We start from the raw sequence: 25,940 nt of genomic DNA on the forward strand, positions 1-25,940 counted from the left end.
CTACCTTATTTTATTTATATTTATTTTTTGTAGTTTTAGTAACTTATATACTTTTAATTAATAGGATTAATTGTTAAATTATCTCCTTCACCCTCAATTTTTACAATTGAACCATATCCTATTGTTCCTTTAATTATCATTCTAGCTAATCTATTTTCTAAAGTGTTTTGGATATATCTCTTAAGTGGTCTTGCTCCATATACTGGATCATATCCTTCTCTTGCTAATATATCTTTTGCACCATCTGTTACTTCTAATTTTATATTCTTTTCAACTAATCTTCTTTCTACATCCCTTAAGAATATATCAATTATCTTTTTAATTCCACTTTGAGTTAATGGTTTGAACATTATAATATCATCAACTCTATTTAAGAATTCTGGTTTAAATTTTGATTTCATTTCATTCATTACTAAATTTCTAGCATCTTCTGAAATCTTTCCTTCTATATGATTATCTAGTAGATATTGAGAACCTATATTTGATGTCATAATTATTATTGTATTTTTAAAGTCTACTGTCTTACCTTTATTATCTGTAAGTCTACCATCATCTAATATTTGTAAAAATATATTAAATACATCTGGATGAGCTTTTTCAATTTCATCAAATAATATTACTGAATATGGATGTCTTCTAACAGCTTCTGTTAATTGACCTCCCTCTTCATATCCAACATATCCTGGAGGTGGTCCAACTAATCTAGATACTGATTGTTTCTCCATATATTCTGACATATCTATTCTTATCATACTTTCTTCTGTATCAAATAATGTTCTTGCAAGTGTTTTTGCAAGTTCTGTTTTACCTACACCAGTTGGTCCTAAGAATATAAATGATCCTATTGGTTTATTTTCATCCTTAAGCCCTGCTCTTGCTCTAAGTATTGCATTTGATACTGATTCTACAGCTTCCTCTTGATCAATTACTCTATTTTGTAATTCTTCATCTAATCTAAGTAATTTCTCACGTTCTCCCTCCATAAGTCTTGAAACTGGAATTCCAGTCCATTTTGAAAGAACTTCTGAAACTTCCTCTTCTGTTACTTCTTCTTTTAATAAAGCGCCATCAGAATTTTCTTTAACTTCTTCTTCTTTTTCTTTAATCTTTTCTTCTAGTTTTGGAATTGTACTATATCTAATTTCTGCAACTTTGTTATAGTCATAATTTCTTTCATATCTTTCAAGTTCACCTTTTGCTTCATCTAACTTTTCTTTTAGATCTCTAAGGTCTACAATGTGTTCTTTTTCTTTCTCATACTTTGCAGTCATTCCATCATTTTCTTCTCTAAGTTCTGCAAGTTCTTTTTCAATTATACTTAATCTCTTTTTAGAATTATCATCTTTTTCTTTTGATAATGCTTCTTTTTCAGTTTCTAATTGGAATATCTTTCTTCTTACAGCATCAAGTTCTGTTGGAAGTGAATCTACTTCTGATCTAATCATTGCACCAGCTTCATCTATTAAGTCAATAGCTTTATCTGGTAAGTATCTATCTTGAATATATCTATCTGAAAGTTTTGCAGCTGCAACTATAGCAGAATCATGAATTCTAACTCCATGATGAATTTCAAATCTTTCTTTTAATCCTCTTAATATTGAAATAGCATCTTCAACTGATGGTTCATTTACAATTACAGGTTGGAATCTTCTCTCTAATGCTTTATCTTTTTCAATATATTGTCTATATTCATCAAAAGTTGTAGCACCAATGCAGTGTAATTCTCCTCTTGCAAGTAATGGCTTAATTAAGTTACCTGCATCCATTGCACCATCTGTTTTACCAGCGCCTACAATTGTGTGAATTTCATCAATAAATAATATTATTCTTCCTTCACTATTTTGAACTTCTTTAAGAACAGCTTTTAATCTTTCTTCAAATTCTCCTCTATATTTAGCACCAGCTATTAATGATCCCATATCTAAAGAGAAAATTATTTTTTCTTTTAATCCTTCTGGTACATCTCCATTAACTATTCTTTGAGCTAAGCCTTCAACTATTGCAGTCTTACCAACACCAGGTTCACCAATTAAAACTGGATTATTTTTTGTTCTTCTTGAAAGAATTCTAACTGCTCTTCTTATTTCTTCATCTCTTCCTATAACTGGATCTAATTTATGACTTTTAACTAAATCATTTAAATTTGTTCCATATTTAGCTAATGCATCATAAGTTCCTTCTGGGTCTTGAGTATCAACTCTTTGACTTCCACGAACTTCTTTTAAAACTTCCATGAATTTTTCTTTTGTTATATCATAAGTTCTAAGAATCTTTCCAGTTTCCCCATCTTTATCTATATTCATTATTGCAAGCATTAAATGTTCAACACTTATATATGAATCTTCAAATTTCTTTGAAATATCTTCTGCATCTATTAATACTTGTTGTATTTTCTTAGTTATATAAACATTTGAATCTGAATTTGATGATGATGTTACCTTAGGTAATAATGATATTGCTTGATTAATAGTATTTTCTAAACTTTTTATTGGCACACCCATCTTTGTAAATATATTTGGAATTAGTCCATCTTGTTGTTCTACTAAACTTGCAAAAAGATGAATTACATCCATTTGTTGATTGTTATTTTTTACTGCTATTAAATTAGCATCATTTAGAGCTTGTTGCACTCTTAAAGTCATTTTTTCTACATCCATCTTTATTTCACCTCTTACAATTTTCCTTTATTTATTTTTATAATATTATATTAGTCAAAGAAAGTCAAAGATTATTTTTTGAATAATTTTTAAAGTTTTAATTAATTATTTCCTTTTCATATAATTTAAACTTTATATTGCTTTAATTTTCTTTATTTATCTTTAATTTATTCAAAAATATTTTTTCTTATATAAAATAACTATATTCATGAAAAAAATTTTTTAATTAAACAAAAAAACCATTAAGAAATTTTTTAATATTTCCTAACAGTTTTTGAATTGAAAATTTATTATAATTAAGTAATTTTATATTTTCTCTTGAATTTTCATTGCAAGTGTAAAATATTTTATTGAGTCTCTTATTTCATTAGTTTTATGATACATATTTCCCATTTCTATATATCTATTATATAAATCTTTCTTAGTTCCAAACTTTACAAGGGAATCTAAAGACAAGTTCATATACAATTCTGCCTCTCTATATCTCCCTTGATTTTGAAGCAATTTTCCTTTTAAATAATAGGCTTTTTCAATTAATTCTATATTATTTATTTCTATTGAAATGTTTAATGCTTTATCTGCAAATTTTTCTGCAAGTTCTATTTTATTGTTTCTTTTAAGTAAAGTTGCACCCTTTACATACAACATTCCAACTTTATAAGTATTATCATTTGGTAGCATTTCCATAGCTTCATTTATTTCTTTTAATGCTTTCTCTTCCTCTCCAACAATAAAATAGGCACCTGAAAAATCTATTTTAGATTCTATGATTCTTATATTATCATCTAAAAACTCATATGATTTTTTTAAATTTTCTTCTTCTACTTCTTTATTAAGTATTCCTATAATTGAATGAGCATAATATATTCTTCCTTTAATTTTCCTTGAACATAGATTTTTTACTGATTCTTTTGCTTTTTCTAAAGTTTTTTTTGCCTCTTCATATTCTCCACATTTTAAAAGACACATACATTCTCTATACATTAAATAAGAATAAAGATCTAAGTCTTTATTATCATCTTCTCTTAATATTTCTAAAATTCTATTATAATATGATCTAGCTTCACTATATTCTTTATTTATATAAAAATAATTTGCCATATCTTTAAAATATATTATAGTAGTTTCATTTGAATTATTTCTTCTGTATAAATCATAATATTTAGAAACTATATCTAATATTTCATTAAATTTATTTTCATTTAAATAGTAATTAAATAACTTATGAATTAATTCAAAAGCTAACTTATAATATTCATAATCAATAGCATATTCTAAATTTAAAAGTATATATTTTTCTTTATCTTTTTTAGAAATATCCTCAGTTTCTAAAAATTTTATATTATCTATGATTTGCTCATAAACATCCTTTGATATATATTCATAATCTAATTGAAGAATATCCGCAACATACCTTAAAATTTCTTCATCTGCCTTTACTTTTCCATTTTCAATACAGCTCATCTTTGATATTGATATCTTTTTTCCACATAATTCTTTTAATGTAATCCCTTTATATATTCTAGCTCTTTTTATTTTTTCTCCAGTTGAATATATCTCCATTTCAGCCTCCCACTTATTTAATTATTTAGTATCCCTATGTCTTTGAAAATACTAACCCCTTCATTTAAATATTTATTAGCTTGTTCATCATTTTTATTATCTATATAAAATTTGCCTAACATAATTGCAATTTCTCCAGCCTTTTTTAGCATATTATTTTCTTTTGAGTATCTATAACTATCTAGTAATATATTTTCTGCTTCTATATTCTTTTCATTTATTATATACATTCTATATTTTATTAAATTACAATCTATTCTTTCTTCTATATCTTCATCAGTAATTTTTCCAAAAATTTCATCTAAAACTTTTTGACACTTAACTAAATCTTTTATTTTTAAATAATTCTCACATATATTTATTAAAGTTTTAATTAATTTTTTGTCATCATTTGAAGTTTTTATATCCTTTGCAAATTCATAGTGCTTAAATGACTCATCTATATTTTCAAAATTATAAAATAATCTTCCAAGTTCATTTTCTATTATATATACATGGTCAGATTTTTCTATTTCCTTATATATTTTTAAACTTTTCTTAGAATATATTATTGCTTTTTCTAAATCCCCTTTTTTATTATGTTCCTCTGACAAAAGTAATAAGCTTTTAGCATATGCTTCTTTATTATTTATTCTCTCAAATTGTTCATTTGCTAAAGATGCATATTCTATTGATTTACTTAAATTATTCATTGCAAAATATGTTTTTGATAAGTAAAAATAAATTTCTCCTAAAAGATAATCATTGCAAATATCATTATCTATAAATACTTTTTCAGCTTGTTTTAAATGGCTGTTAGCAGAATAATATGATTTAAGCTCTAATGTTATCTTGGCAAGATTTAAAAAAGTTTTTATAATTTCTTTATGATTATTATTTTTTATAAAAATTATATTTGCTGATAAGAAACACTGTTCTGCTAAAATTAAATTTCCTTCTCTAACATTTATACTTCCTCTTAAATAAAGCATCTTAGCTTTTTTATTTTCAAGTTTATATTTTTCTGAATAAGTTAAAGCCTCTTCTATATACTTTTCTGCAATAGAGTATTCTTTATTTAGTATATACGCCTCTGCTATTTGTTCATAATACGTACATATTTTTTTTGCTTGGCTCTCTTCAGATTCCATTAAATACTCTACTGTAGTATCTAAGTTTTCTACTAGATACTCTAATAAATCCATTGATGGATTTGACCTTCCTGATTCAACTAAACTTATCTGTCCTGGCGTTATTCTGTCTTTAGCTAAATCCTTTAATGTCATATTAAGTTCTTTTCTTTTTCTTTTAATTTTTTCTCCTAAAGATAGAATTTTCATAATAATCTCTTCCCTTTGTTATTTCTTATTTTATTAACCATTTATTAATTTTATTTACATTTTGTATAAATTTAGATTTATTATAACATGTGTTTATAAATATATACAATATTCTTGTTAAACTTTGTGTGTTTTTTTAACACTAAAATTTAAATTAATTTTAATATATAAAGAAAATAAAAAAGTACTTACTTAGAAAGTAAGTACTTTTTTAGATTATTTCATCATTGACATCATATTTTCTACTGTATCAGTAGCTACATTTGCTAATTTTCTTCCAGCCCTTTTCATTGTTCTCTTAGTTCTTCTGTCTAACTGTGGTAACATAGCCATTCCAACTGCAGTCCCTATTAAGGCACCAGCAGCCATTCCTTTAATTAATTTACTCATAAGATAACACCTCTTTAATAAAAAATTATTTTTGATGCTATCTTTATAGTATGTAATTATATTGTTTTTAAACTAAGAAATTTTTAGGTAATTTTATTTTATTCCTAAAGCTTCCTTAGCTAAAGAATCTACCCTATCATTAAATTTATCTCCAGAATGTCCTTTAACCTTTTTAAAGCTTATTTTTATCTCTTTCATCTTTTCTTGCATAAATTTATTATAATTTGAAGTAATTTCATTATTTCTTTTCCAAGTTCCAAGTGCCCAAGATTCTATTCCTTGATAATCAAATACTATAGTTACTTTTTCATATCCTTTTTCTATAGCATATTCTACTGCCTTCATTGCTCCAAGAACTTCACCTGACACATTTCTAAGTGGAACTGCCTTTTCATCAAAGCCAATTCCTTTATCTTCATAAATAACTTTTCCATTATCTATTGCTACAAGTCCATAAGAAAAATTCTTTTTTTCTAAAGAAAAACTTCCATCTACATAAACAGTTAAACCTTCATCTGCCAAAAAGCTTTCAGATGTTTTTTCATTTAATTTTGTAGAAATATTACTACTATTATTATTTTGCTCTTTATTATCTAAATTTAAAAGAATAAACTCTTTAGCTTTCTCCATAGTTTTAAAACTTTTATATATAGCTCCCTTACATCCTATAACTTCTTTTTTACATTCTTCCCAAGAATTTAAGATTTTAGGAACTCCTGATTTTCCTTTAAATACTGAATAAAATTTTGCCATATAATTCTCCTTATAAATTATAATGTTGATAATTGTTCCACAATATTATAAACTTTCTCCACATTTCTTGCACCTGTAAAGTTAGTAACATATTCAAGCCCAGTTTTTAAAACTAAAATTAGTTCATTTTTGCCTGACCAATTTTCTACTATTACTTTTAAAGGAACATCCTTTGCTATTCTATCTAATGCAAAAAATAATACAGCTAAGTCATCTACTTTCCCAATAAAAGGAATATTATTTGGTATCATATCTGTTGGACAAATTATATAAGCTACTGATGCTGATACTGTAAGTTTTGTTTTCATAGGAACTCTTTCATCCTTTAATAGTCTAAAAATAAGTGCTACTAAATCTGGTACTAAAAATAAATAATCTGAATATTTCTTTGCATTATTAGGTAATTTTTTTTCTATCTTCTCCTTAGTATTTTCTCTCCCCTTAGAATAATAATCATCACATTTCTTTGAATCTTTAATTACTTCTTCAAACTCTTCTTCTTCATTTTGTTCTTCTTCATTTTCTTCACACTTTTGAACTTCAATACAATTTTCATCTAAAGCATTATTTATATATTCTTCATCTCCATCTTTATAAATATTATTACTTTCTAAAGAAGAGCTAGATTCATTACATTTAACTTTTTCTACTTCAGGTTTCTTTTGCATTATTGTTTTTATATCGGAAATATTTACATTAACATTTTGAACATCTGCAAAAATTAAATCATCTTTTATATATACCTCTTGAATTGATAGATTTACAAAAGGTACTTTTTCTAAAATCTTGTCCATATTAATTGTTAATTTATCTTTTGTTGCTTCTATTCCAATATCTCCAGCTTTATTTAATCCAAACTTTAAAGCTAAGCTTCTAAAAATTCTAAATATACCTAATTTATATAACTTTAATTTAGAAAATCTTCCAACAATTTTTCCATCTATAACATTTATATCATCTATTGTTGCCTCAAATTTTATTTTTAATCCTTTAGTAAAAGTTCCTTTCACTAAAATACTGTTATCTATTATCACTTCATCTAAAAACAAACCTTTTACATGAACAAAATCATTTATAATAGTTAAAATATCATTTCCAGTAAGATTTACACAAACCTTTGATATATTCATAAAAACTCTCCTCCAAAATACTTTATTCTCTTTATTTTAACCTTTTATAGTAATAATGTAAATTGTATAATATTTATTAAAAATGAGTTTATGTTGTAATGCTTTTTAAATTTTTACTTTATAATTATTAAATAAAAAATAAAACTGCACAATGTATTGTGCAGTAAATTTACTCTATTAATTTAGTAATAATCCATAAGTAAAATATTTAAATAAAATTCATTAAATATTTTTAATGTGAGAAATTTATCATTTTGTTCTTTAATATTTTATTAAACGATAATTTAAATATAATTATTTTTATCTTATAATTTAACAACAATAATGTATTAATATTTTTATTTAAAGTATCTTAACAACCTTTTATATAATATTTTTTAATTTATGACTTTATGTTTAATTATGTATTAAACAATAGTTTCTTTAAATCAGTATAATAAATTTTTATTGTTATTTTCTAAATTATATTTATTTAATAAATTTAGAAAATTTCAGTTTCCTCATCTATATTAATGATTTCACCTTCTATATTATCTTCTATAAAATCTAATATTTTTTCTTTAGTTGAATGTGCTATCTTAACATCTCCACATACTGCTGAAATACCTATTACCATAATTTTATGATTATCCTGCTTATCCACTTCTCCAACTGAAATATTAAATTTATTTTTTAACTTTTGGATAAGGCTTTTAACTATCATTCGCTTTTCCTTTAATGATTTTACCCAAGAATTTCTTATTGTTATTTTAATAAGTAAGATATCCATAAAAATTATCCTCCAAATTTATAATTAATTTTATACTATTATAATAGTATATATCTAAAATATAATAAATTGTTTAACCAATAATTTCACAAAAAGTAATTAAGTTATTCATTAATTATATTATTTATAAATAAATTAATGAATATTCTTATAAAAATATATTTAAATAAAATAAAAGTCTTGGTAATAAGTTATCAAGACTTTTATTAAAGATTTTTAATTTTATTTTATTATGCTAAAGCGATTACTTCTATTTCAACTGGTGCATCTAATGGTAGCTTAGCTACTTGCACACAGCTTCTTGCAGGTGGTTCTCCTTCAAAGAAAGTTGCATAAACTTCATTAACTGCAGCAAAGTCATTTAAATCCTTTACAAAAACTGTAGTTTTTATAACTTTGTCCATGCTTGATCCTGCTTCTTCAAGTATTCCCTTAATATTTGTTAAACTTTGTTTTGTAGCAGCTTTTATTTCTGTTACCAATTCTTTTGTTTCTGGGTTTAGTGGAATTTGACCTGATGTATAAATCATATCTCCTACCTTAACACCTTGTGAATATGGTCCTATTGCTTGAGGTGCATTATTTGTTTTAATTATTGTTTTATTCATAAAACTCCCTCCTTTGTTTTCTACACTTCCATTATAGGAAATTTTTCATAAAAAGTCTAAATATTTTAAAATTTTTATTTTTATAGTTTTTAATATTTTTTTGTAAATGTTATAATACAAATATAAGTATATCAAAAAGAGGTGTTGTTTATGCATTTAGATAATATTAAAGCTGCAAGGGAAAATATTAAGGATGTAGTAGTAAAAACTCCTTTATTACATAGTAAATTTTTTTCCAAGGCAAGTAACAATAATGTTTATATGAAATGTGAGAACTTACAATTAACCGGAGCATACAAGCTAAGAGGTGCTCTTAATAAAATGATGACTTTAACAAATGATGAAAAAGCTAAAGGAGTTGTTTGTTCATCTGCTGGTAATCATGCTCAAGGGGTTGCTTATGCCGCTAACTTAATGGGAATTAATGCAACAATAGTAATGCCAAATACTACTCCATATCTAAAGGTTCAATCAACAAAAGAATTAGGTGGAAACGTGATTTTACATGGTAACGTTTACGATGATGCCTATAGTTATGCAAAAAAAATCGAAGAAGAACAAGGAGCTACATTTATACATCCTTTTAATGATATAAATGTTATTTATGGTCAAGGTACTATAGCTCTTGAAATATTTGAAGATTTAAAAGATGTTGATGCAATAGTTTGTCCAATTGGGGGTGGAGGATTAATTAGTGGTATTTCATTAGCTGCTAAGGAAATTAATCCTAATATCAAAATAATAGGGGTGCAAGCATCTGGTGCTAATGCAATGGAAAAAAGCTTTCATTGTGGAGAATTATCTTATCTACAATCTGTATGCACAATAGCTGATGGTATAGCTGTAAAGTGTCCAGGTGAACTTACATTCTCAATAATTCAAAAACATGTTGATGAAATTGTAACTGTAACAGATAATGAAATCGTTGATGCATTTTTAGCTCTTAGTGAAAAACAAAAACTTGTAGCTGAAGCTTCTGGTGTAGCATCTTTAGCTGCTTTATCAAAATTAAACTTTGAAGGTAAAAATGTTGTTTCTGTAATAAGTGGTGGTAATATTGATATGCTAACAATAACTGCACTTATTAATAGTGGTTTAGTATCTAGAGGAAGACTTTTCTGCTTTACTTTAGAACTTCCAAATATTCCAGGAGAACTTAATAGAATAACTGAAATACTTGGAGAAGTTAATGCTAATGTAGTTAAACTTGAACATAATCAATTTAAAGCAGTTAATAAGTATAGAAATACTTTACTTGAAGTAACTGTTGAAACAAATGGATATGAACACATTGAAAGAATAAAAGATAAATTTAAAAATGAAGGCTATTTAATAGAACAATTGTATTAAAATAAATAGTGAAGCACTTAATTTTTTAAGTGCTTCACTATTGTAAAATAAAATTTTAAATTAATTTTTATTCTTTTCATTTATACATTTTAGTCCACAGTTTTCTAACTTATCTTTTATATCTCTTTTATCAAATGGATTGTGAAGCATAGCTTTTATAAACAACTGAGGATATTCACTTTTTAAATGTTTCATATATCTTCCCCATATTCTTCCTAATTGTTCATAAGAGTCATTTATATCCTTCTCTATATGAGCTTTTTCATCACAACATTGGCATATTATATTGTAATATCTATCATCAAACTCTTCCAAAAGATGAAATAAAGATATAAGTAAATCTGAAAAAACTTCATGTTCCATTAAAATTGGATTTCCTATAAATGAGATTATCATATCTTTCTTGCTTTCTAAAATATTTATAACCTTTTCTAAATCTATTTTAGAAATATCAACAGAGAATTTATGTTCATCTATAACTCTTTCTAACTCTTTAAAATCATCTTTTCCCCATTCTTTATTAACTATAGCAACCTTTGTAATATTTTCAATATCCCTATCACCCTTTGAAAATTCCTCTAAAAGGTCAGTTCCAAACTCTGAGAAAAATATTCCTTTAATCATATTTAATTTTTCCATCTTATGTGCCTTTTCACGATCTTCTAATAATCTTTCAATTACAAATGCTGTGAAAAAAACTTCCATAGGAATAAATGCTATATCAGCAAATAAAAAAATTAAAGTATGATGCAAATCCTTAAAAATTAAGAAATGTACATAATGAAGAAAAAGGGATAATGCTATGAGCCCTATGCCAATAAGTATAGTTTCTCTCTTATGTTTATTATTCATAATAATTTTTCTCCTTGTATAATTTATGCTAAATTTTATGTCTATTTTTATTTATTATACAAAATTTTTCTATTAAAATCATTATATTTTGTAAGACTAATTTATAAATAATAATTATTTATAAATTATAATTCCAAAGAATTTTTTCAAATTTAATGTTATAATATTTTTAATGAAAGGGAGGGATATATCTTGAATAAAGAACTTAAGATAAAGAAAATTGATGAGCTTATTAAAGAATTAAATGAATATAAAACTGCTATTCAAGAAAATACTACTTACTCTGAAGCAAAAAAATTAGATAAGCTTCTTGCTGATAAAGACAGTAATATTTCAGAATTATTTAATTGGAAATCTGAAAAAATAAAAATTGAATATGCAGAATTTAAAGAAGATACTAAAGAAACTATATTAATGAGTAGAGATAAAAATTTCTTTGCTAAGGAAACCATTGATGGATATGAAATTTTAGACGCGGATGGAGATTTAATAATAAAACCTATAATTATTTTAAGTTCCTTTATTATTGAAATAGAAAAAAAATTTATAATTGAAAATAAGTATATATTAGAACTTTGTAAGCTAAATTCAAATAGAGATATTATTATAAACTTTATGAAGGATTATGATTATAATTCAATTGATGAATCACCTGGAGATATAAGATTTGATTTTGATTGCAATTATATATCCTTTAAATATGATAATGAAGAAATTGAAGTAATAGATCCTTCATTTGAACTATTTGATAAATTTAAAACGGTATGTCCCCAAGCTGTACTTAGCAGTATACAGCCATTATTTTTTTAATAATATATTAAAAACTTATCTATAAAAAAGATACATTAATATATTTTTCTTTTATAATACTCTCTTAGTTAACAATTATAGTTTATATTGTAATTTGAGGGGTATTTTTGAAATATGGTATTTTTTAAAATTTATATTATCATAGATATCCTATTAAAGTAAATTATAATTAAAAGAAAAAATATTAAATTTCTTAAAATTATAAAAATTTATATTAAAAACAAATAAAAAAGGGGGGCTTTTATGTTTAATAGAAAAGTTTTGTTGGAACTTACTGACGTATATTATAATATGGATACTCTATTAAAAGCAGTAAAAGAATACTATAGAGATCAAGGTACATTATGCAAAGTTATAGGAAAAGATAATCTTGGTAATCCATTGCTTTTAATAAACCTAAGAACTTATGAACTTAGAGTAAAAAATATTACTCCTGGAGGGGTTCAACGTTCTCTTTCGCCAAATGAAACATGGCCTCAGGTAATGGGTATGCAACAAATTATATTAAAAGAAATATAACTTAAAAAATTAAAAGCTGTTTTGCAAAATTAAAATATTTCGTAAAATAGCTTTTCTTTTTCATTTTTATTTTATAATTATAAATAAAATACTATTCCTAAAAAGGGACAAACAATAATATTTTTACATATATTAAATCAAAGCATTACTTAATATTTGGAATAACTTTTTATGAATGAAAGTAATACAATATTTGAATCTTATATTAAAAATAACACTTATTTTAATTCAAATTCTAATATAAACATTAATAATTTATCAGAGGAAGAAAAAAAATATTATTTTTTAAAAATAGATTTAGAAATATCAAATCTTGAAATTTTGGCATCTTTAATTTCATTTACATCTTCTATATATTATTTAAAAGCATCTTTTATAGGGAATGAAATAATAAGAATTAGACTTAGTGGAGAAGAAACTCCTTTAGATGCAACTCCTTATGTAGATGTTGGTGAAACTCTTGGATTTATTTCTTTATTTATATTTACTTTAGCAGCTTTTAAACGCTCTGAAGAAAAAACTGAAGAAAATTATAACCATTCTTTACCTTACAAAAAAATTTCACTAAGCTATATCCCAACCCTTATTGCTTATATGAACAGAATAAATGCAAGAAAAGATATACTTAATGATCTCCCTAATATTTAAAAATTACTTTTGCTATATATAGTTATTTCCTTTTTCATGATTAAGCAACTTTACTTTTAAATTAATCCCACCACGATATCCAGTAAGATTACCATTACTTCCAACTACTCTATGACAAGGAATAAATATAGGAATAGGATTTTTGTTACAAGCAAGACCAATTGCCCTAGCACCTTTAGGGTTTCCTATTCTTTTTCCAAGTTCTTTATAAGATAAAGTTTCTCCATAAGGAATATTTTCTAATTCATTCCAAACTTTGATCATAAAATCTGTTCCTTTAACAACTAAAGGAAGTGAAAATTCTTTTAAATCTCCATTTAAATATTTATTAAGTTGAATTGAGGCTTCCTTTAATATTGGTACTTCTCTAATTTCATCATCTATATTAAACTCATTCTCTTTAAAGTAAAGATTAGATATCTTTCCATCTATTTCTTTTATTCCTATATTGCCTATTTTCGTTTCATAAAAAAATATCGCCAAAATAACACCTCTTTTTTACTTTTTATTTTTCCCCTTTAAAAAATTATATATTCTAAAAAGTTTTGGATGATTTTTTCTTTCTTCCCTTTCCCTTTTTAGGTTAGCTATCATAAGTATTGGCTCTAATAAAGTAATTGTATCATTATACCCTTCATTTATTCTCATTTTCTTAGCTTTCATATCTAAATTCAGTGTTCCATTTAATGTATTTTCATTTAAATTTTTTGGAATTAACTCTAATATTTTAGTATTTGGATAAAGCGATTTATCAATTCTAACATCCTTTGATAGAAGAACAACAATAATTACATCACAATTTTCTCTATAAACAGGAAAAATAGGCGTATTGTCTACAACTCCACCATCTATATATTTCCCATTTAAAATATCTGTACAATCATATATCATTGGAAGAGATGCTGAGGCAACTATTATTTCTTTGGCTAAATCATCTTCATAATCATTAATTTTAAAATATTTTGGCGTAAAATCTGGAAGTTCAGTACATGCAGCATAACATATCTTCCCCCTTCTTTTAACCTTTTCTATATTTAAATATTTATTTATAATTTCTCTTGCTCCATCCTTTGGCACTCCACCTTCTTCTAACTTTTTCATCATATATTTTTTCACGAAATTTGGATGCCTACCACCAATTACAAGTTCTACTCCTCTTTTTATAAGTTCGAATTTACTTATAGGAACTAATTTATCCATAGTAACTTCATCCCATAAATTCTCAGCAGATTGCATATCATCTTGTGCAAATAAAATTGCATTAAAAGCTCCAATTGAAGCTCCTGAAAAAACATCTATGTACTTATCTAAATCTAACTCTTTAAGAGCTTTCCATACTCCAAGTTCATAGGCTCCTTTTCCGCCTCCACCTGATAGCACTAGTCCTATCTTCATACAAATCTCCTTTTTTTAATTAAACTACATTAATTTAAATTATTTCCAAAATCTATATCAAATAATTATAAGTTCTATAAAATATTTTATAATAATCTATTTTTAAGTATAACACACATATTTTTTTTAATAAAAATATATAAATATTAGTTTTTTAATTTTTATTATAATATTTATTAATTTCTAAAATTTATTATAAATTACTAATATTAATATTTTTATCCAAATATTTTATTTATTTTTCATATAAAAATAAAATATTTATATTTTTGTGATATTAATCACGGAAATGTTCATTATTTTATGTTATTTTGTTAAAGAATTAACAATTATTACTTAAAATTACGGAGGCATTATTTATGAATAACTTAACATTAAAAGGTAATTCTAATCGTGGTTTAATAGGAGCGACTATTGGTTTCTTTATAGGATTTGCTGCAGTTTCTCTTTATGGACCTACAGTCGCAATATTTAAACATGTATTTGTAGATCTTAATCCAATTTTATTAGCATTATTAATATCAGCACCATCCTTATCTGGATCTTTATTAAGAATTCCATTTTCAGCTTGGGTTGATACAACTGGTGGAAGAAAGCCATTTATAGTTTTATTAATATTATCAATTATAGGTATGGCTGGATTATACATAGTAATGGCATTTTTTAGAGAAAATCTAAGTCAATATTACTGGCTATTATTTTTACTTGGAATATTATCTGGTTGTGGTATCGCTACATTCTCTGTTGGTATTAGTCAAACTTCTTATTGGTTCCCTCAAAAGAAACAAGGTGTAGCTTTAGGAGTTTATGCTGGAGTAGGTAATTTAGCACCTGGAATATTTGCATTATTAATACCAAACTTAGCTCTTCCTTTCTTAGGATTATCAGGTTCTTATTTAGCATGGCTAGTATTTTTAATAGTCGGAACAATAATTTACATAAAAATAGGTCAAAATGCTTGGTACTTCCAATTACTTGATAATGGTGTATCTAAAACTGAAGCTAAGGAAATTGCTTCATCAGAGTATGGACAAGAATTATTCCCTAAAGATAAAGTAAGTGAAAGCTTAATTGCTTCTGCAAAAACATGGAAAACATGGGCTTTAGTACTTATATACTTTACAACTTTTGGTGGTTTCTTAGCTCTTACAAGTTGGCTACCAAATTACTGGATGAGTTTCTTCTCATTAAATATAAAAACAGCTGGTTTATTAACTGCTATGTATTCTATTGTTACATCAGTAACTAGAATTTATGGTGGAAAAATAGCTGATAAAAATGGCGGAGAATCTACTGCTACAATCTCATTAATAATAGCTCTTGTAGGTGCTATATTTATGACTTTTGCAGGTTCAATAACTATAGCAGTTATAGGTGTTTTACTTTTAGGTATTGGAATGGGAGTTGCTAATGCTGCTGTATTTAAAATAGTTCCAAATGTAGTTCCTGATGCAATAGGTGGAGCTTCTGGATGGATTGGTGGAATTGGAGCCTTTGGTGGATTTGTTATTCCTCCTTTAATGGCCTCATTTATAGATAAAAGTGGAAAAGACTTAAGTGGTTTCCCTAAAGGTTTTGTAATCTTCATAGCATTAATTGCAATTTCTTTATTAATTATGTGGTTATTTAAAATCTTTTCAAATAAAAAAGCATTAGCTTAAAAAAAATAATTAAAGAAAAAGAGATGAATTAATAAAATTCATCTCTTTTTCTTTTTATTTAATTTTCAGTTTTTCTATTATTTCTCTTTAAAATAAATACTCCTGCTATAATTGATATGGCTGCTATTATAGTAGCTAATAGTCCTATTTCATAACCTGTTTTAGGAATATTATTTTTTGAATTATTGATATTATCTTTTTCATCTGTTTTTGTAATTTTATTATTTACTTTAGTGCTTGAATTTGTTTTAGATTTATTATTACTATTTGTTCTATTATCTAATTTTGAATTATTCTCACTACCACTTTTTCCAGTATTTTTTTCTTTACTACTATTTTTAGTATCATTTGCTTTATTATTATCTGCATTTATTTTATTTTCTTTATTGTCATCCTTATTAGAAGGCTGCTTATTTTCTTCTATTGCAAAGGCAGTTTGAGATGTTGTATGTGGTTTTTCTGCTGCAAGTAAGTTTTTATACAATAAATAATATACAGCTGATGACCAACTAAAGTTTTTAGAGTTTAATCCAGCACCATTTTCAGGATCATAATTTTCTCTTATAGGTCCATCTGATGTTAGGCCTTCTGCCTTATCAAATAATTTTTCTGCCATAGTTGTTGCATCTTTATTATAGCCATAGTTTTGAAGTGCTTCTACTCCAAATAAAGCTTGATCAAGCCATACTGGTCCTCTCCAATATTGAGTAGGAGCATATTTAGGATTATCCTTTGATGCTGTTGGAAATGGCATATAAGTATTAAACTTGTTTGGGCTCATAATATTCTTTTCTACTGCTGAAGCTTGTTCTTTAGTTGCCATTTTAGCCCATAGTGGTATCCAACCTTCAGTTCCTTTTCCTCTATTAACTAATAATTTTTTCTCTTTTCCATCATTATTAATTTGAAGATCATAGAAAAATCCAGTTTTCTTATCAAACATTTTATCATCAACATATTTCTTTACATATTCAGCCTGCTTCTCAAACTTTTTAGCATCCTCTGTTTTTCCTAGAACTTCTGCCATTGATTTTAAAAATCCTTTTTCAGCATAAAGATAAGCATTTAAGTCTACTGATTCTTGATTTATAGAATATCCAATAACCTTTCCTTTTTTATTTTTGTTTTGGAATACTTTAACTCCTACATCATCTTTTCCCATTCCTTTAACATCAAATCTTGTTGCATTATCCATTCCACTTTCCCATGCAGCTGCTTCAATTATTGCATTAGGATCAATTTCAGGATTTCCATCCTTATCTAATATAACTTTACCATTTTTATCATGTAAATCATGGGCATCATGTACCATTGCTCCATATTCAGCTATACCATTTTTATCATGGTCTCTATTTTTATACCACCATTCATGGTAAGCTACTAGTTTAGGATACATCTCTTCTAAGAAACTTTTATCTCCAGTTTCTTTATACACATTCCATACTGCCCAAGCAGATAGTGGTGGTTTTGAGTTTCTCTCATTCCAGTTTCCACCTATTCCTCCTCTTTCTGAATCCTTATTATAAAATATTGCATCTATTACTGCACCAGCATCTTGTGGTCTTACTTTATCATTTGGTTTAATTTGATAATCAAACATAGCTCTTATATTGTTTTCTGCTAAATTTCCATCAAAATTAGCTGTAGCAACTGCATGCTTCCATGAGTCCCAAGCCCATAATCCTAAAAACCATTTATAAGACATTGATGGTACAATTCCATCATGCTTAATAGCACCTGCTGGACTTCTCCAATTAGTTGTTAAAGTTTCCATAGCTTTAACTGCTACATTATTATATTTAGAATTTGTTTCTTTAGTTCCTTTAAAAGTTTTATCTAAATAACTTTGCCAACGATTATTATTTTCCTTAAAATATGTATCTCCATTAGATAATAAATTATCTATCTTTTCATTTTCACTACTTAATTCTTTATTGGTAAAAGTATAACTTTCTGTAGTATAAGTTTTAAAATCTTCTTTTGGTGCTATCTTAACTTCTTTATTTAATTCAGTTACATAATTATTTCCATCTATTTTAGTTTCAGTATCACCTTTATAATTAATTGTGAATTTAGTTTCTTTACTTGAAAAGAAGTTCCAAACATACTGTATATCACTAAATGTAAATTCTACTCCTTTTTTTGTTTTAATAACCTTTTGATTAAGTGGTACTGTATATCCATCTTCTTTAAACTCATTAAAAATATGTCCTTTCCACTTTATCTTAAGGTTTAAATTTTTATTACTTTTATTTGTTATTGATGTTTGTATTAATGCTGTTCTATTTGTTGGAAATATTAATTTTAAGTTTAAAGTAAAATCCTTTAAATCATATTTTTGAACTAAACTTCCTGGATAATATATAAAAGAAGCTTTACTATCTTTACCTAAATCATATACTTTTCCATTGTCTGCATTTGTTATTACTATTTTACTTAAAGAATCTGATAAATTAACTGGATATTCCTCTCCTATTATTACTGGTCCTAAAAAATCTCCATAATAATTTTTATCCCCTTCTTTAGGTAAATAATATCCATGCCAAGCTCCCTTATCTGAAAAATTATTATATTTATTGTTAGAATTCTCTCCATACAGACTACTACTTGGCTCTCCGTTTATATTTAATACATTTTTGTAATCCGTTACTTCATTTCTTTTTTCCTTTGCAAAAGCATTTACTCCTGTCAAATTTACTATCATCATTGATGATATTCCAAGTGATGCAATAAATAACTTTTTTCTTTTGTTTAAAAACATCTAAAATCCTCCTTTTAATTATAATTTATTAATATAGTAAATTAATTCCAACTTTAAAAACGTTTTCAAAAAATTAAAAATAAAAACTTCTAAATAGTCCTCGTTTAGAAGTTTTTATTTTATGTAATTGTTTATAAAAGATGATTTATTTTAATTAAACTATCTATATCTAGAGGTCTATTACATAAATATAATATCAACTTGAAATTTTTTAGTCAACATTTGTTTAAATTTTTAACAAAAGATAATATTATTTTTAACATTTTATTCATCAATATTTTAAATTCATAAAATTTATGCGATATATTAATTGAACATTTATTCTTTATGCCATTAACTATTTAACGCTACTAAACATTAGTTATTTTTCAAAACATTTGTTAAAAGATTTCTTTCCTTATAAATCTTGAAGAATTATATAAATAATATTATAATAAAATTTAGATAACTTTATAATTTGAAAGGATTTATTATGATTGGTGACTACGAAAAAATGAATGAAACCGAAAAGCTAACTTTTTTAGCTGAGCTATCAACAATGTATTATGACTTAGGCATGACACAAAGTGAAATAGCTGCGAAACTTTCAATTACACGTTTTAAAATATAAAAATACCTACAAGAAGCTCGTAATAATCATGTTGTTGAAATATCAATAAATTATCCAAGAGAGAGAATGTTTGAAATAGAAAAATCACTAAAAGAAAAATTCAACTTAAAAAATGCTATAGTCTTAAATACTAGTTCTCTTCCAATAGATGAAACACTTCATTCCATAGGAAAAACTGGAGCTGAATATTTACAAGGAATTATCAAAGAAAATACTATCTTAGGTATGACATGGGGAAAAACTATTTCTAGCGTTATAAAACAACTTAATCCTAAAAGTAAACCACCAATAACTGTTGTTCCAGTAGTTGGTGCAGCTGCAAAGGATGACCCTTTAGTTGATACTCCAGACTTAATAAGAATGGTTGCTAAAGCATACAATGGAAAATATAAATATTTATATGCTCCTTTATATATTGATAACGATTATGCAAGAAAATCACTTCTTCAAGAACCTGTAATAAATGATACTTTATTTTTAGCTAATAAAGCAAATATAGTTCTTACAGGAATAGGTACCACAGATGCAGTTTTTGCTTCAAGTTTATGGTCTAATTATTTAATACATGACTTAAAAGTTAAAAACGCAGTAGGATGTGTCTATGGTTACGTTTTTGACATAAATGGTAATCTTATAGATAATAACATAAATAACAAAGTTGTAGGTATAGATTTAAATACTTTATTACATGTAGAATATAGAATCGGTATAACCTCTAGCAAATTTAAGGCAAAAGCTATATTAGGAGCTTTAAGAGGTAAATTTATAAATGTATTAATAACTGATGAAGATACAGCTACTAAAGTTTTAGCAATGGATAAAGAATCATAAGTAAAAAAAGTAAGAGAAACTTTTAAGTTTCTCTTACTTTTTTGCTTATATATATTTTCTAACAATTATTTATTGTTTTCATATAATTTGTAACTAAACTCATAAAAACAGTTACTCCTAAAAGATCTGCACTTCCTCCAGGACTTATATTTTTTTCAATAAAAATTCTGCACAAATCTTTTATTTTATTTTTTCCTAATTCTGTTTTCATTCCTCCCAATTCCATTATGTCTTTAGAAATATCTTTAACATAATTTAATACATCTAAGGAATGTCTATTTATTATAGTTGAATCTTCGCAAAATTGCATTATACCAATTAAAGTGTGTACAAGCCTGTCATTTTTCTTTAGAAAAGATGTATTTTCATATAAATCTAAAGCATAATTAAAAACTAAAGGAATACCTCTTTCAGCTTCTCCTCTAACACCTTTAATATTGTATTTTAAATATAATTTTTCACCATTTGACAGATTTTCTTTATATCTTAAATTAACAAAATCATTTTCTGTAAGTCCTTCACACATCTCTTTAATAATTGTTTGTATTGATGAAGAACTTTTGTTGTCATATATGGCTTTTCCAACAGCTCCGCAACATATTCCTATTAAAAATATCATTCCTTTATGGGTATTCACACCATTGGTTTTTAAAAACATATCTTTTTCAGCTTCTATACCAACTTTTCTTATTTCATTAAATATTTCTTTGGAAGACTTATCTTGATATCCTTTTTGAGTGAAAAGTATCAAATATTTTAAAATAGATGATGTACTATCAATAAAAGTATAGAAATTCATATCTTTGTGGGCACCATTAGATACAGGAGAGACCAGTCCAGGTGATGGGAAACAGGATACTTCATAAAGCATTGCCTGAACTGCTAGGGAACCTATATCTAGAGAAATTTCATTTATATTATATTTTAAATTTTTATCCATAGTAATCTCCTATTTTAGCTATTTTAAAACTCTTTATATTCTCTTATTAATGAATCTATTTTATTTAATATTTCTTGAAGTGAATGATTTCCTTCTCTTCTACAAACATTTGCATTCTCATCGCAAATTAAGCATTTTCTTTTGCTTACATTAAATTCCGTTCTACTTACTTGTCTATATTTATTATCAAAGACATCTAAATCAAATAACCTTCCTAATTTATGGTTTTCCTCAATGGAAATAGTCATTTTTTTAACTATTTCCATTGGAGCATCAACACAAATAAATGTTTCAAAACCAGCAGGTGTAACATTTTCTTCTAAATGAATGATTTCCAAATTCCGTTTTTTAATTTCTTCTTTTAAAGCACTAACACCTGCATTATGGGCTATTTTATATTCGTCTTTAATTTTATAAAAACCTGGTATATTTAAAGTAAATGATATTAAAGTTGTATTATATTTTTCAATAAGTTTTCGTTGAATTTCAACTCTTTTTTCTTTTCCTTTAAGTATTTCTTGTAATAGAGTAACCTCATCATGGGTCATAAAATCACACCATTTCTATTTTACTTGTCTTATTACGTCTATTATACTACCATCTCTATATTCTACAACACCAACAACTTTATCTGTATATTCTATTGGTTCTGGTGTTCCAGTAATTTTTTCTGCTTTTTCTTGTAATTCTTCTATTGTAAATAGTGGAAGTTTTGTCTTTGATAATTTTTCTATTAAATCTTTTCTAGCTGGGTTTACAGCAACTCCTCTATCAGTAACTACAACATCTATAGTTTCTCCTGGAGTTATAACTGTATTTACTTTCTTAACAACAGTTGGTATTCTTCCTCTCATCAATGGACAAACAATCATTGCTAATTTAGCACCTGCTGCTGTATCACAGTGTCCACCTGATGCTCCTCTTATAACACCATCTGAACCAGTTATTACATTAACATTGAAGTCTGTATCAACTTCTAGTGCACTAAGTACAACAAAGTCTAAAAGATTTGCAATACATCCTTTGTTAAATGGATTTGCATAAAGAGATGCATCTATTTCACAATGTCCTTTATTTTCTCCTATTGATTTTGCAGCCTTTAAATCGAAACATTGAACATCAAATAATTTGTTTATTAATCCTTCTTCAAAAAGTTCTACAAATTGTCCAGTTATTCCACCAAGACCAAAACTTGCTACAATATTATCTTTAATCATTTTTTCCTTTAAGAATCTAGCAACTGCAAGAGATGCTCCACCTGTACCACATTGCATTGAAAAACCTGGTTTTAAATATCCTGAAGCTTCCATAACTTGTGCTGCATAATTTGCTATTAAAAGTTCTCTTGGATCTTTAGTATATCTTGTAGCTCCTGAAACTATACCCTTAGGATCACCAATTGAATCAACAACAACTACATAATCAACATCTGTTTGTGATATGCTTGCTGGAGTATTTGGATATGGTACTAAGTTATCTGTAATTAGTACAACTCTATCTGCATACTTACTATCAATTATTCCATAACCTAATGAACCACAGAATGATTTACCATCATATCCATTAGCATTACCATATTGATCGCAACTTGGTGCTCCTAAAAATGCTACATCAATTTTAATATCTCCCATTTCTATTGCACGAGCTCTTCCACCGTGTGAACGTATTATTACTGGTTTTTCCATTAATCCATGAGAAATTTCATCTGCTAATTTTCCTCTTAATCCACTAGTTATTAATTGTGTTACTACACCATTTTTAATATGCTTTATAAGTGGTTCATGAACTTTATTTAAAGAACTTGATGCTATTGTTAAGTCCTTTATTCCCATTTCAGCAATTACGTCCATAACCATGTTTAATACATAGTCTCCTTCTCTGAAATGATGGTGAAAAGATATTGTCATTCCATCTTTTAATCCACTTTTAATTATTGCTTCTTTTATGCTATCTACTATTTTACTATTTCCTTTTGGTGCACCTGTAACTTCACTTCCAACCTTTCTTCCTGTTGGCTTTATAGCAAATGCTCCTTCAAATGGTTTTACTTCTTTTATTCCTGCTATCTTTTCAGGTATTTCTCTTCCTAACTTATTAAGCATTTTCTTCACCTCCGAATTTTTCTAAATCCACACCAGCAGCTTCTGCTAACATTAATGCTCTTTGTGCTCTTTCTATAATAGGCTTATCTACCATTTTTCCGTTTAATGATACAACACCTGATCCTCTCTTCTTAGCTTCTTCACTTGCATTTATAATTCTGATTGATTTTTTAATTTCCTTTTCAGAAGGAGTATATATTTTATTTACTGGAGCTATTTGTCTTGGATTTATTACTGATTTTCCATCAAATCCTAATTGTTTTATTAACTCTACTTCTTTAATAAATCCTTCTTCATTATTTACATCTGAGAATACAGTATCAAATGCACAAATTCCAGCAGCTCTTGTAGCTAATAAAATTTGACTTCTAGCAGCTAAAAGTTCTACACCTTCTGGTGATCTTGTTGTCTTCATATTAGTTACAAAATCTTCTGCTCCTAATGCAATTCCCATTAATCTATCACTAGATTTAGCTATTGAATAAGCGTTTAGAACTCCTAAAGCACTTTCTATAGCAGCCATCATCTTAGTTTTTCCAACTGGTATTCCAGCTTCTTTTTCTATTCTTGCAATTTCTCTTTCAACTTCAATTACATCTTCTGCTTTTTCTGTTTTTGGAAGTCTAATTACATCTGGTTGTGCTCTAACTATAGCCTCTAAATCTTCTAGTCCAAATTCGCTATCTAAAGCATTTATTCTAACAACAGTTTCTGTTCCTTCATAATCTATACTTTTTAAAGCATTAAAAACTATTAATCTTGCAGCATCTTTTTCCATTAATGATACTGAATCTTCTAAGTCAAACATTATAGAATCTGATCCATAAATGTGAGCATCTTTAACCATACCAGGATTGCTACCTGGAACAAACATCATAGTTCTTCTAAGCTTGTACATTATTTCATACCTCCCCAATTAACTTTTGTAACTTCTGCTCCTCTAAATGCAGCAGCTTCTACTCTAGCTTTTATAATGCAATCTAAAGCACCCTTATCATTTGCTCTAACATTTGCATTTTTAACTCCAAGTTCTTCTAGTGTTTCAATTATTACCTTCTTTATTTGTTTTCCAAATTGCTTTTCAACTGTACTAGTTAGTTCTAAATTTATTCCATTTTCATTTGGTTCAATTACTATAGAAATATCACTAGATTCTAAAGTTCCAGCCATAGCTATTTTCTTAATTTCCATTAACTTATCCTCCTCTTATGTTAATATTTATAATTAAATATTATTTACTTATTTTTTATTAACTTTTCCCCTTCTTTTGATACTAAAAAATCATATGTACTTTCAGGAACAAAGCCTTTAAGTTTAGAAAACTCTCTATTTTCAAATAATTTTCTAACTTTTGAAGCACTTATTATTTCATTATTATTTTCCAATCTTGGCACTTCTATAACTTGTATTCCATTTTTATCTAGTATCTCTTTCATAGCTAGATTATATTCATTAGTTACGAAATCTAAAGGTTCCTCTCCAACATATCTTCTTTTTATATTTAAAGCTTTCACTATATAATTTAGAAATATTTTTATATCCAAATTAGCATGTATTTTTACTACATTATCTTTCTTCTTTAAAAAATATGATGGAAAAGTTGCATCTGATATGATGTAGTCTTCAGCTTTGTGTAAAACTATATTATCTAAATCCTTTAGTCCTTCCTTTACTAACTTATATCTAACTTCTGGAGAAAACATAGATTCATCTTCCCAAACTACAAAAACATGAACTAAATCATTTTCTTTTGATGCTTTTTCTATAAGATATCTATGTCCTAATGTAAATGGGTTGCAATTAACAACTATTGAAGCTATTTTATCCCCATTTATGTTAGGAGTTTCTTTTTTTAGCTTTTCACAATACTTATTTATTCCATTAGGCAGATTTTCTAGTAAGGTAACTTTATTCTCTACTGTTTCTATTTCATAAAAACCTAACCCTTTAAATATATCTATATTTTTAGGCTTTGTATAAACAAATAAATGAGAATATCCTCTCCTAAACTCTTCATTTATGAGCTCTGAAACTATCTTACTAGAAACTCCGCTTCCTTTATATTTATTATTTACAGCAATACATTTTAGAATATTCTTTTTAAAAGAACCTGTTGCAACTACTTCGTCTTCATCATCATAAAAGACTATTGTATAATCTAAATTAGAATCTAACTTTAATTCTTGATCTTCTAAAAACTTTTTTATTTTTTTTAATTGAACACTATCATTGTCTTCAATAATAACTTTTTCAAAATCTAAATATTCCAAAA

The 25,940-nt window shown here is 26.2% G+C and carries 24 protein-coding genes; 6 read left to right on the plus strand and 18 right to left on the minus strand.

Annotated elements, in window-relative coordinates; all coding sequences use genetic code 11:
* Positions 1–53 precede the first annotated feature (53 nt).
* From clpB to J2Z53_RS03115, 8 genes are all read right to left on the minus strand, one after another.
* On the minus strand, positions 54–2,657 hold the full coding sequence (clpB, locus tag J2Z53_RS03080; protein ID WP_209795752.1) for an ATP-dependent chaperone ClpB: 2,604 nt from the start codon (positions 2,655–2,657) through the stop codon (positions 54–56).
* Positions 2,658–2,963: 306 nt separating this feature from the next.
* Entirely contained in the window at positions 2,964–4,220 is a 1,257-nt protein-coding gene (locus J2Z53_RS03085) for a helix-turn-helix transcriptional regulator (RefSeq protein ID WP_209795753.1), read from the minus strand.
* A gap of 17 nt (positions 4,221–4,237) precedes the next feature.
* Positions 4,238–5,539 (minus strand): helix-turn-helix domain-containing protein, encoded by a 1,302-nt coding sequence (locus J2Z53_RS03090; RefSeq protein ID WP_209795754.1) that lies wholly within the window; start codon positions 5,537–5,539, stop codon positions 4,238–4,240.
* Positions 5,540–5,755: 216 nt separating this feature from the next.
* Entirely contained in the window at positions 5,756–5,929 is a 174-nt protein-coding gene (locus J2Z53_RS03095; RefSeq protein WP_209795755.1) for a YtxH domain-containing protein, read from the minus strand.
* A gap of 93 nt (positions 5,930–6,022) precedes the next feature.
* Positions 6,023–6,682 (minus strand): ribonuclease H1 domain-containing protein, encoded by a 660-nt coding sequence (locus J2Z53_RS03100; protein WP_209795756.1) that lies wholly within the window; start codon positions 6,680–6,682, stop codon positions 6,023–6,025.
* A gap of 17 nt (positions 6,683–6,699) precedes the next feature.
* Positions 6,700–7,812 carry a YkvA family protein gene (locus J2Z53_RS03105; protein WP_209795757.1) on the minus strand — a complete coding sequence of 371 codons (1,113 nt, stop codon included), beginning with the start codon at positions 7,810–7,812 and terminating at the stop codon, positions 6,700–6,702.
* 481 nt (positions 7,813–8,293) lie between these two features.
* Positions 8,294–8,581, minus strand: a complete 288-nt coding sequence (locus J2Z53_RS03110; RefSeq protein ID WP_209795758.1) for a DUF503 domain-containing protein — start codon at positions 8,579–8,581, stop codon at positions 8,294–8,296.
* Positions 8,582–8,811: 230 nt separating this feature from the next.
* Positions 8,812–9,189, minus strand: coding sequence for a RidA family protein (locus J2Z53_RS03115; protein ID WP_209795759.1), 378 nt, complete (start codon positions 9,187–9,189; stop codon positions 8,812–8,814).
* A 150-nt stretch (positions 9,190–9,339) separates the two neighbouring features.
* Here J2Z53_RS03115 and ilvA point away from each other — a divergent pair, with 150 nt between their 5' ends.
* The gene (gene ilvA / locus J2Z53_RS03120) at positions 9,340–10,539 is read left to right on the plus strand and encodes a threonine ammonia-lyase (RefSeq protein ID WP_209795760.1); all 1,200 of its coding nucleotides are present in this window, start codon (positions 9,340–9,342) and stop codon (positions 10,537–10,539) included.
* Between the two features lie 60 nt (positions 10,540–10,599).
* Here ilvA and J2Z53_RS03125 read toward each other — a convergent pair whose 3' ends face one another.
* Entirely contained in the window at positions 10,600–11,391 is a 792-nt protein-coding gene (locus J2Z53_RS03125; RefSeq protein ID WP_209795761.1) for a hypothetical protein, read from the minus strand.
* A 192-nt stretch (positions 11,392–11,583) separates the two neighbouring features.
* Here J2Z53_RS03125 and J2Z53_RS03130 point away from each other — a divergent pair, with 192 nt between their 5' ends.
* The 3 genes from J2Z53_RS03130 to J2Z53_RS03140 all read left to right on the plus strand — a co-directional run bounded on the left by J2Z53_RS03130 (position 11,584) and on the right by J2Z53_RS03140 (position 13,368).
* Positions 11,584–12,201 (plus strand): hypothetical protein, encoded by a 618-nt coding sequence (locus tag J2Z53_RS03130; protein WP_209795762.1) that lies wholly within the window; start codon positions 11,584–11,586, stop codon positions 12,199–12,201.
* A 243-nt stretch (positions 12,202–12,444) separates the two neighbouring features.
* Complete coding sequence (locus J2Z53_RS03135; protein WP_209795763.1) at positions 12,445–12,720, plus strand: hypothetical protein; 276 nt, start codon at positions 12,445–12,447, stop codon at positions 12,718–12,720.
* 171 nt (positions 12,721–12,891) lie between these two features.
* Positions 12,892–13,368, plus strand: coding sequence for a hypothetical protein (locus J2Z53_RS03140; protein ID WP_209795764.1), 477 nt, complete (start codon positions 12,892–12,894; stop codon positions 13,366–13,368).
* Positions 13,369–13,380: 12 nt separating this feature from the next.
* Here the strand turns inward: J2Z53_RS03140 and J2Z53_RS03145 are convergent, their stop codons facing one another.
* Together J2Z53_RS03145 and J2Z53_RS03150 are read right to left on the minus strand one after the other, a co-directional pair.
* Positions 13,381–13,854, minus strand: coding sequence for a methylated-DNA--[protein]-cysteine S-methyltransferase (locus J2Z53_RS03145; protein ID WP_209795831.1), 474 nt, complete (start codon positions 13,852–13,854; stop codon positions 13,381–13,383).
* 12 nt (positions 13,855–13,866) lie between these two features.
* Complete coding sequence (locus J2Z53_RS03150; protein WP_209795765.1) at positions 13,867–14,763, minus strand: patatin-like phospholipase family protein; 897 nt, start codon at positions 14,761–14,763, stop codon at positions 13,867–13,869.
* A gap of 359 nt (positions 14,764–15,122) precedes the next feature.
* On the opposite strand from J2Z53_RS03150, the gene J2Z53_RS03155 reads away from it, so the two are divergent.
* The gene (locus J2Z53_RS03155; protein ID WP_209795766.1) at positions 15,123–16,424 is read left to right on the plus strand and encodes an MFS transporter; all 1,302 of its coding nucleotides are present in this window, start codon (positions 15,123–15,125) and stop codon (positions 16,422–16,424) included.
* A gap of 58 nt (positions 16,425–16,482) precedes the next feature.
* Here the strand turns inward: J2Z53_RS03155 and ygjK are convergent, their stop codons facing one another.
* A complete protein-coding gene (ygjK, locus tag J2Z53_RS03160; RefSeq protein ID WP_209795767.1) occupies positions 16,483–19,185 on the minus strand; it encodes an alpha-glucosidase in 2,703 nt (900 codons plus the stop codon).
* 676 nt (positions 19,186–19,861) lie between these two features.
* Between ygjK and J2Z53_RS03165 the strand changes: the two genes are divergently transcribed.
* Positions 19,862–20,626, plus strand: a complete 765-nt coding sequence (locus tag J2Z53_RS03165; RefSeq protein ID WP_234925754.1) for a sugar-binding transcriptional regulator — start codon at positions 19,862–19,864, stop codon at positions 20,624–20,626.
* Between the two features lie 58 nt (positions 20,627–20,684).
* Here the strand turns inward: J2Z53_RS03165 and citG are convergent, their stop codons facing one another.
* The 6 genes from citG to citC are packed head-to-tail and all read right to left on the minus strand — an operon-like array spanning position 20,685 to position 25,938.
* Positions 20,685–21,566 (minus strand): triphosphoribosyl-dephospho-CoA synthase CitG, encoded by an 882-nt coding sequence (gene citG / locus J2Z53_RS03170; protein ID WP_209795768.1) that lies wholly within the window; start codon positions 21,564–21,566, stop codon positions 20,685–20,687.
* 23 nt (positions 21,567–21,589) lie between these two features.
* The gene (gene citX / locus J2Z53_RS03175; RefSeq protein WP_209795769.1) at positions 21,590–22,114 is read right to left on the minus strand and encodes a citrate lyase holo-[acyl-carrier protein] synthase; all 525 of its coding nucleotides are present in this window, start codon (positions 22,112–22,114) and stop codon (positions 21,590–21,592) included.
* 15 nt (positions 22,115–22,129) lie between these two features.
* On the minus strand, positions 22,130–23,668 hold the full coding sequence (gene citF / locus J2Z53_RS03180) for a citrate lyase subunit alpha (RefSeq protein WP_209795770.1): 1,539 nt from the start codon (positions 23,666–23,668) through the stop codon (positions 22,130–22,132).
* Positions 23,661–24,566, minus strand: a complete 906-nt coding sequence (gene citE, locus J2Z53_RS03185) for a citrate (pro-3S)-lyase subunit beta (protein WP_209795771.1) — start codon at positions 24,564–24,566, stop codon at positions 23,661–23,663. The genes citF and citE overlap by 8 nt, the downstream gene beginning before the upstream one ends.
* Complete coding sequence (gene citD / locus J2Z53_RS03190) at positions 24,566–24,859, minus strand: citrate lyase acyl carrier protein (protein WP_209795772.1); 294 nt, start codon at positions 24,857–24,859, stop codon at positions 24,566–24,568. Before citD ends, citE begins: the two co-directional genes overlap by 1 nt.
* Positions 24,860–24,903: 44 nt before the next feature.
* On the minus strand, positions 24,904–25,938 hold the full coding sequence (gene citC, locus J2Z53_RS03195) for a [citrate (pro-3S)-lyase] ligase (RefSeq protein WP_209795773.1): 1,035 nt from the start codon (positions 25,936–25,938) through the stop codon (positions 24,904–24,906).
* Positions 25,939–25,940 lie beyond the last annotated feature (2 nt).

Origin of the sequence: Clostridium moniliforme (genome assembly GCF_017873235.1) — a bacterium.
Lineage (GTDB): Bacteria > Bacillota > Clostridia > Clostridiales > Clostridiaceae > Clostridium > Clostridium moniliforme.

What these genes read in the sequence shown, in the direction of transcription:
- clpB (WP_209795752.1), bottom strand. Translation starts at nt 2,657, where the DNA reads ATGGATGTAGAAAAAATGACTTTAAGAGTGCAACAAGCTCTAAATGAT.
- J2Z53_RS03085 (WP_209795753.1), bottom strand. Translation starts at nt 4,220, where the DNA reads ATGGAGATATATTCAACTGGAGAAAAAATAAAAAGAGCTAGAATATAT.
- J2Z53_RS03090 (WP_209795754.1), bottom strand. Translation starts at nt 5,539, where the DNA reads ATGAAAATTCTATCTTTAGGAGAAAAAATTAAAAGAAAAAGAAAAGAA.
- J2Z53_RS03095 (WP_209795755.1), bottom strand. Translation starts at nt 5,929, where the DNA reads ATGAGTAAATTAATTAAAGGAATGGCTGCTGGTGCCTTAATAGGGACT.
- J2Z53_RS03100 (WP_209795756.1), bottom strand. Translation starts at nt 6,682, where the DNA reads ATGGCAAAATTTTATTCAGTATTTAAAGGAAAATCAGGAGTTCCTAAA.
- J2Z53_RS03105 (WP_209795757.1), bottom strand. Translation starts at nt 7,812, where the DNA reads ATGAATATATCAAAGGTTTGTGTAAATCTTACTGGAAATGATATTTTA.
- J2Z53_RS03110 (WP_209795758.1), bottom strand. Translation starts at nt 8,581, where the DNA reads ATGGATATCTTACTTATTAAAATAACAATAAGAAATTCTTGGGTAAAA.
- J2Z53_RS03115 (WP_209795759.1), bottom strand. Translation starts at nt 9,189, where the DNA reads ATGAATAAAACAATAATTAAAACAAATAATGCACCTCAAGCAATAGGA.
- ilvA (WP_209795760.1), top strand. Translation starts at nt 9,340, where the DNA reads ATGCATTTAGATAATATTAAAGCTGCAAGGGAAAATATTAAGGATGTA.
- J2Z53_RS03125 (WP_209795761.1), bottom strand. Translation starts at nt 11,391, where the DNA reads ATGAATAATAAACATAAGAGAGAAACTATACTTATTGGCATAGGGCTC.
- J2Z53_RS03135 (WP_209795763.1), top strand. Translation starts at nt 12,445, where the DNA reads ATGTTTAATAGAAAAGTTTTGTTGGAACTTACTGACGTATATTATAAT.
- J2Z53_RS03140 (WP_209795764.1), top strand. Translation starts at nt 12,892, where the DNA reads ATGAATGAAAGTAATACAATATTTGAATCTTATATTAAAAATAACACT.
- J2Z53_RS03150 (WP_209795765.1), bottom strand. Translation starts at nt 14,763, where the DNA reads ATGAAGATAGGACTAGTGCTATCAGGTGGAGGCGGAAAAGGAGCCTAT.
- J2Z53_RS03155 (WP_209795766.1), top strand. Translation starts at nt 15,123, where the DNA reads ATGAATAACTTAACATTAAAAGGTAATTCTAATCGTGGTTTAATAGGA.
- ygjK (WP_209795767.1), bottom strand. Translation starts at nt 19,185, where the DNA reads ATGTTTTTAAACAAAAGAAAAAAGTTATTTATTGCATCACTTGGAATA.
- J2Z53_RS03165 (WP_234925754.1), top strand. Translation starts at nt 19,862, where the DNA reads ATGTTTGAAATAGAAAAATCACTAAAAGAAAAATTCAACTTAAAAAAT.
- citG (WP_209795768.1), bottom strand. Translation starts at nt 21,566, where the DNA reads ATGGATAAAAATTTAAAATATAATATAAATGAAATTTCTCTAGATATA.
- citX (WP_209795769.1), bottom strand. Translation starts at nt 22,114, where the DNA reads ATGACCCATGATGAGGTTACTCTATTACAAGAAATACTTAAAGGAAAA.
- citF (WP_209795770.1), bottom strand. Translation starts at nt 23,668, where the DNA reads ATGCTTAATAAGTTAGGAAGAGAAATACCTGAAAAGATAGCAGGAATA.
- citE (WP_209795771.1), bottom strand. Translation starts at nt 24,566, where the DNA reads ATGTACAAGCTTAGAAGAACTATGATGTTTGTTCCAGGTAGCAATCCT.
- citD (WP_209795772.1), bottom strand. Translation starts at nt 24,859, where the DNA reads ATGGAAATTAAGAAAATAGCTATGGCTGGAACTTTAGAATCTAGTGAT.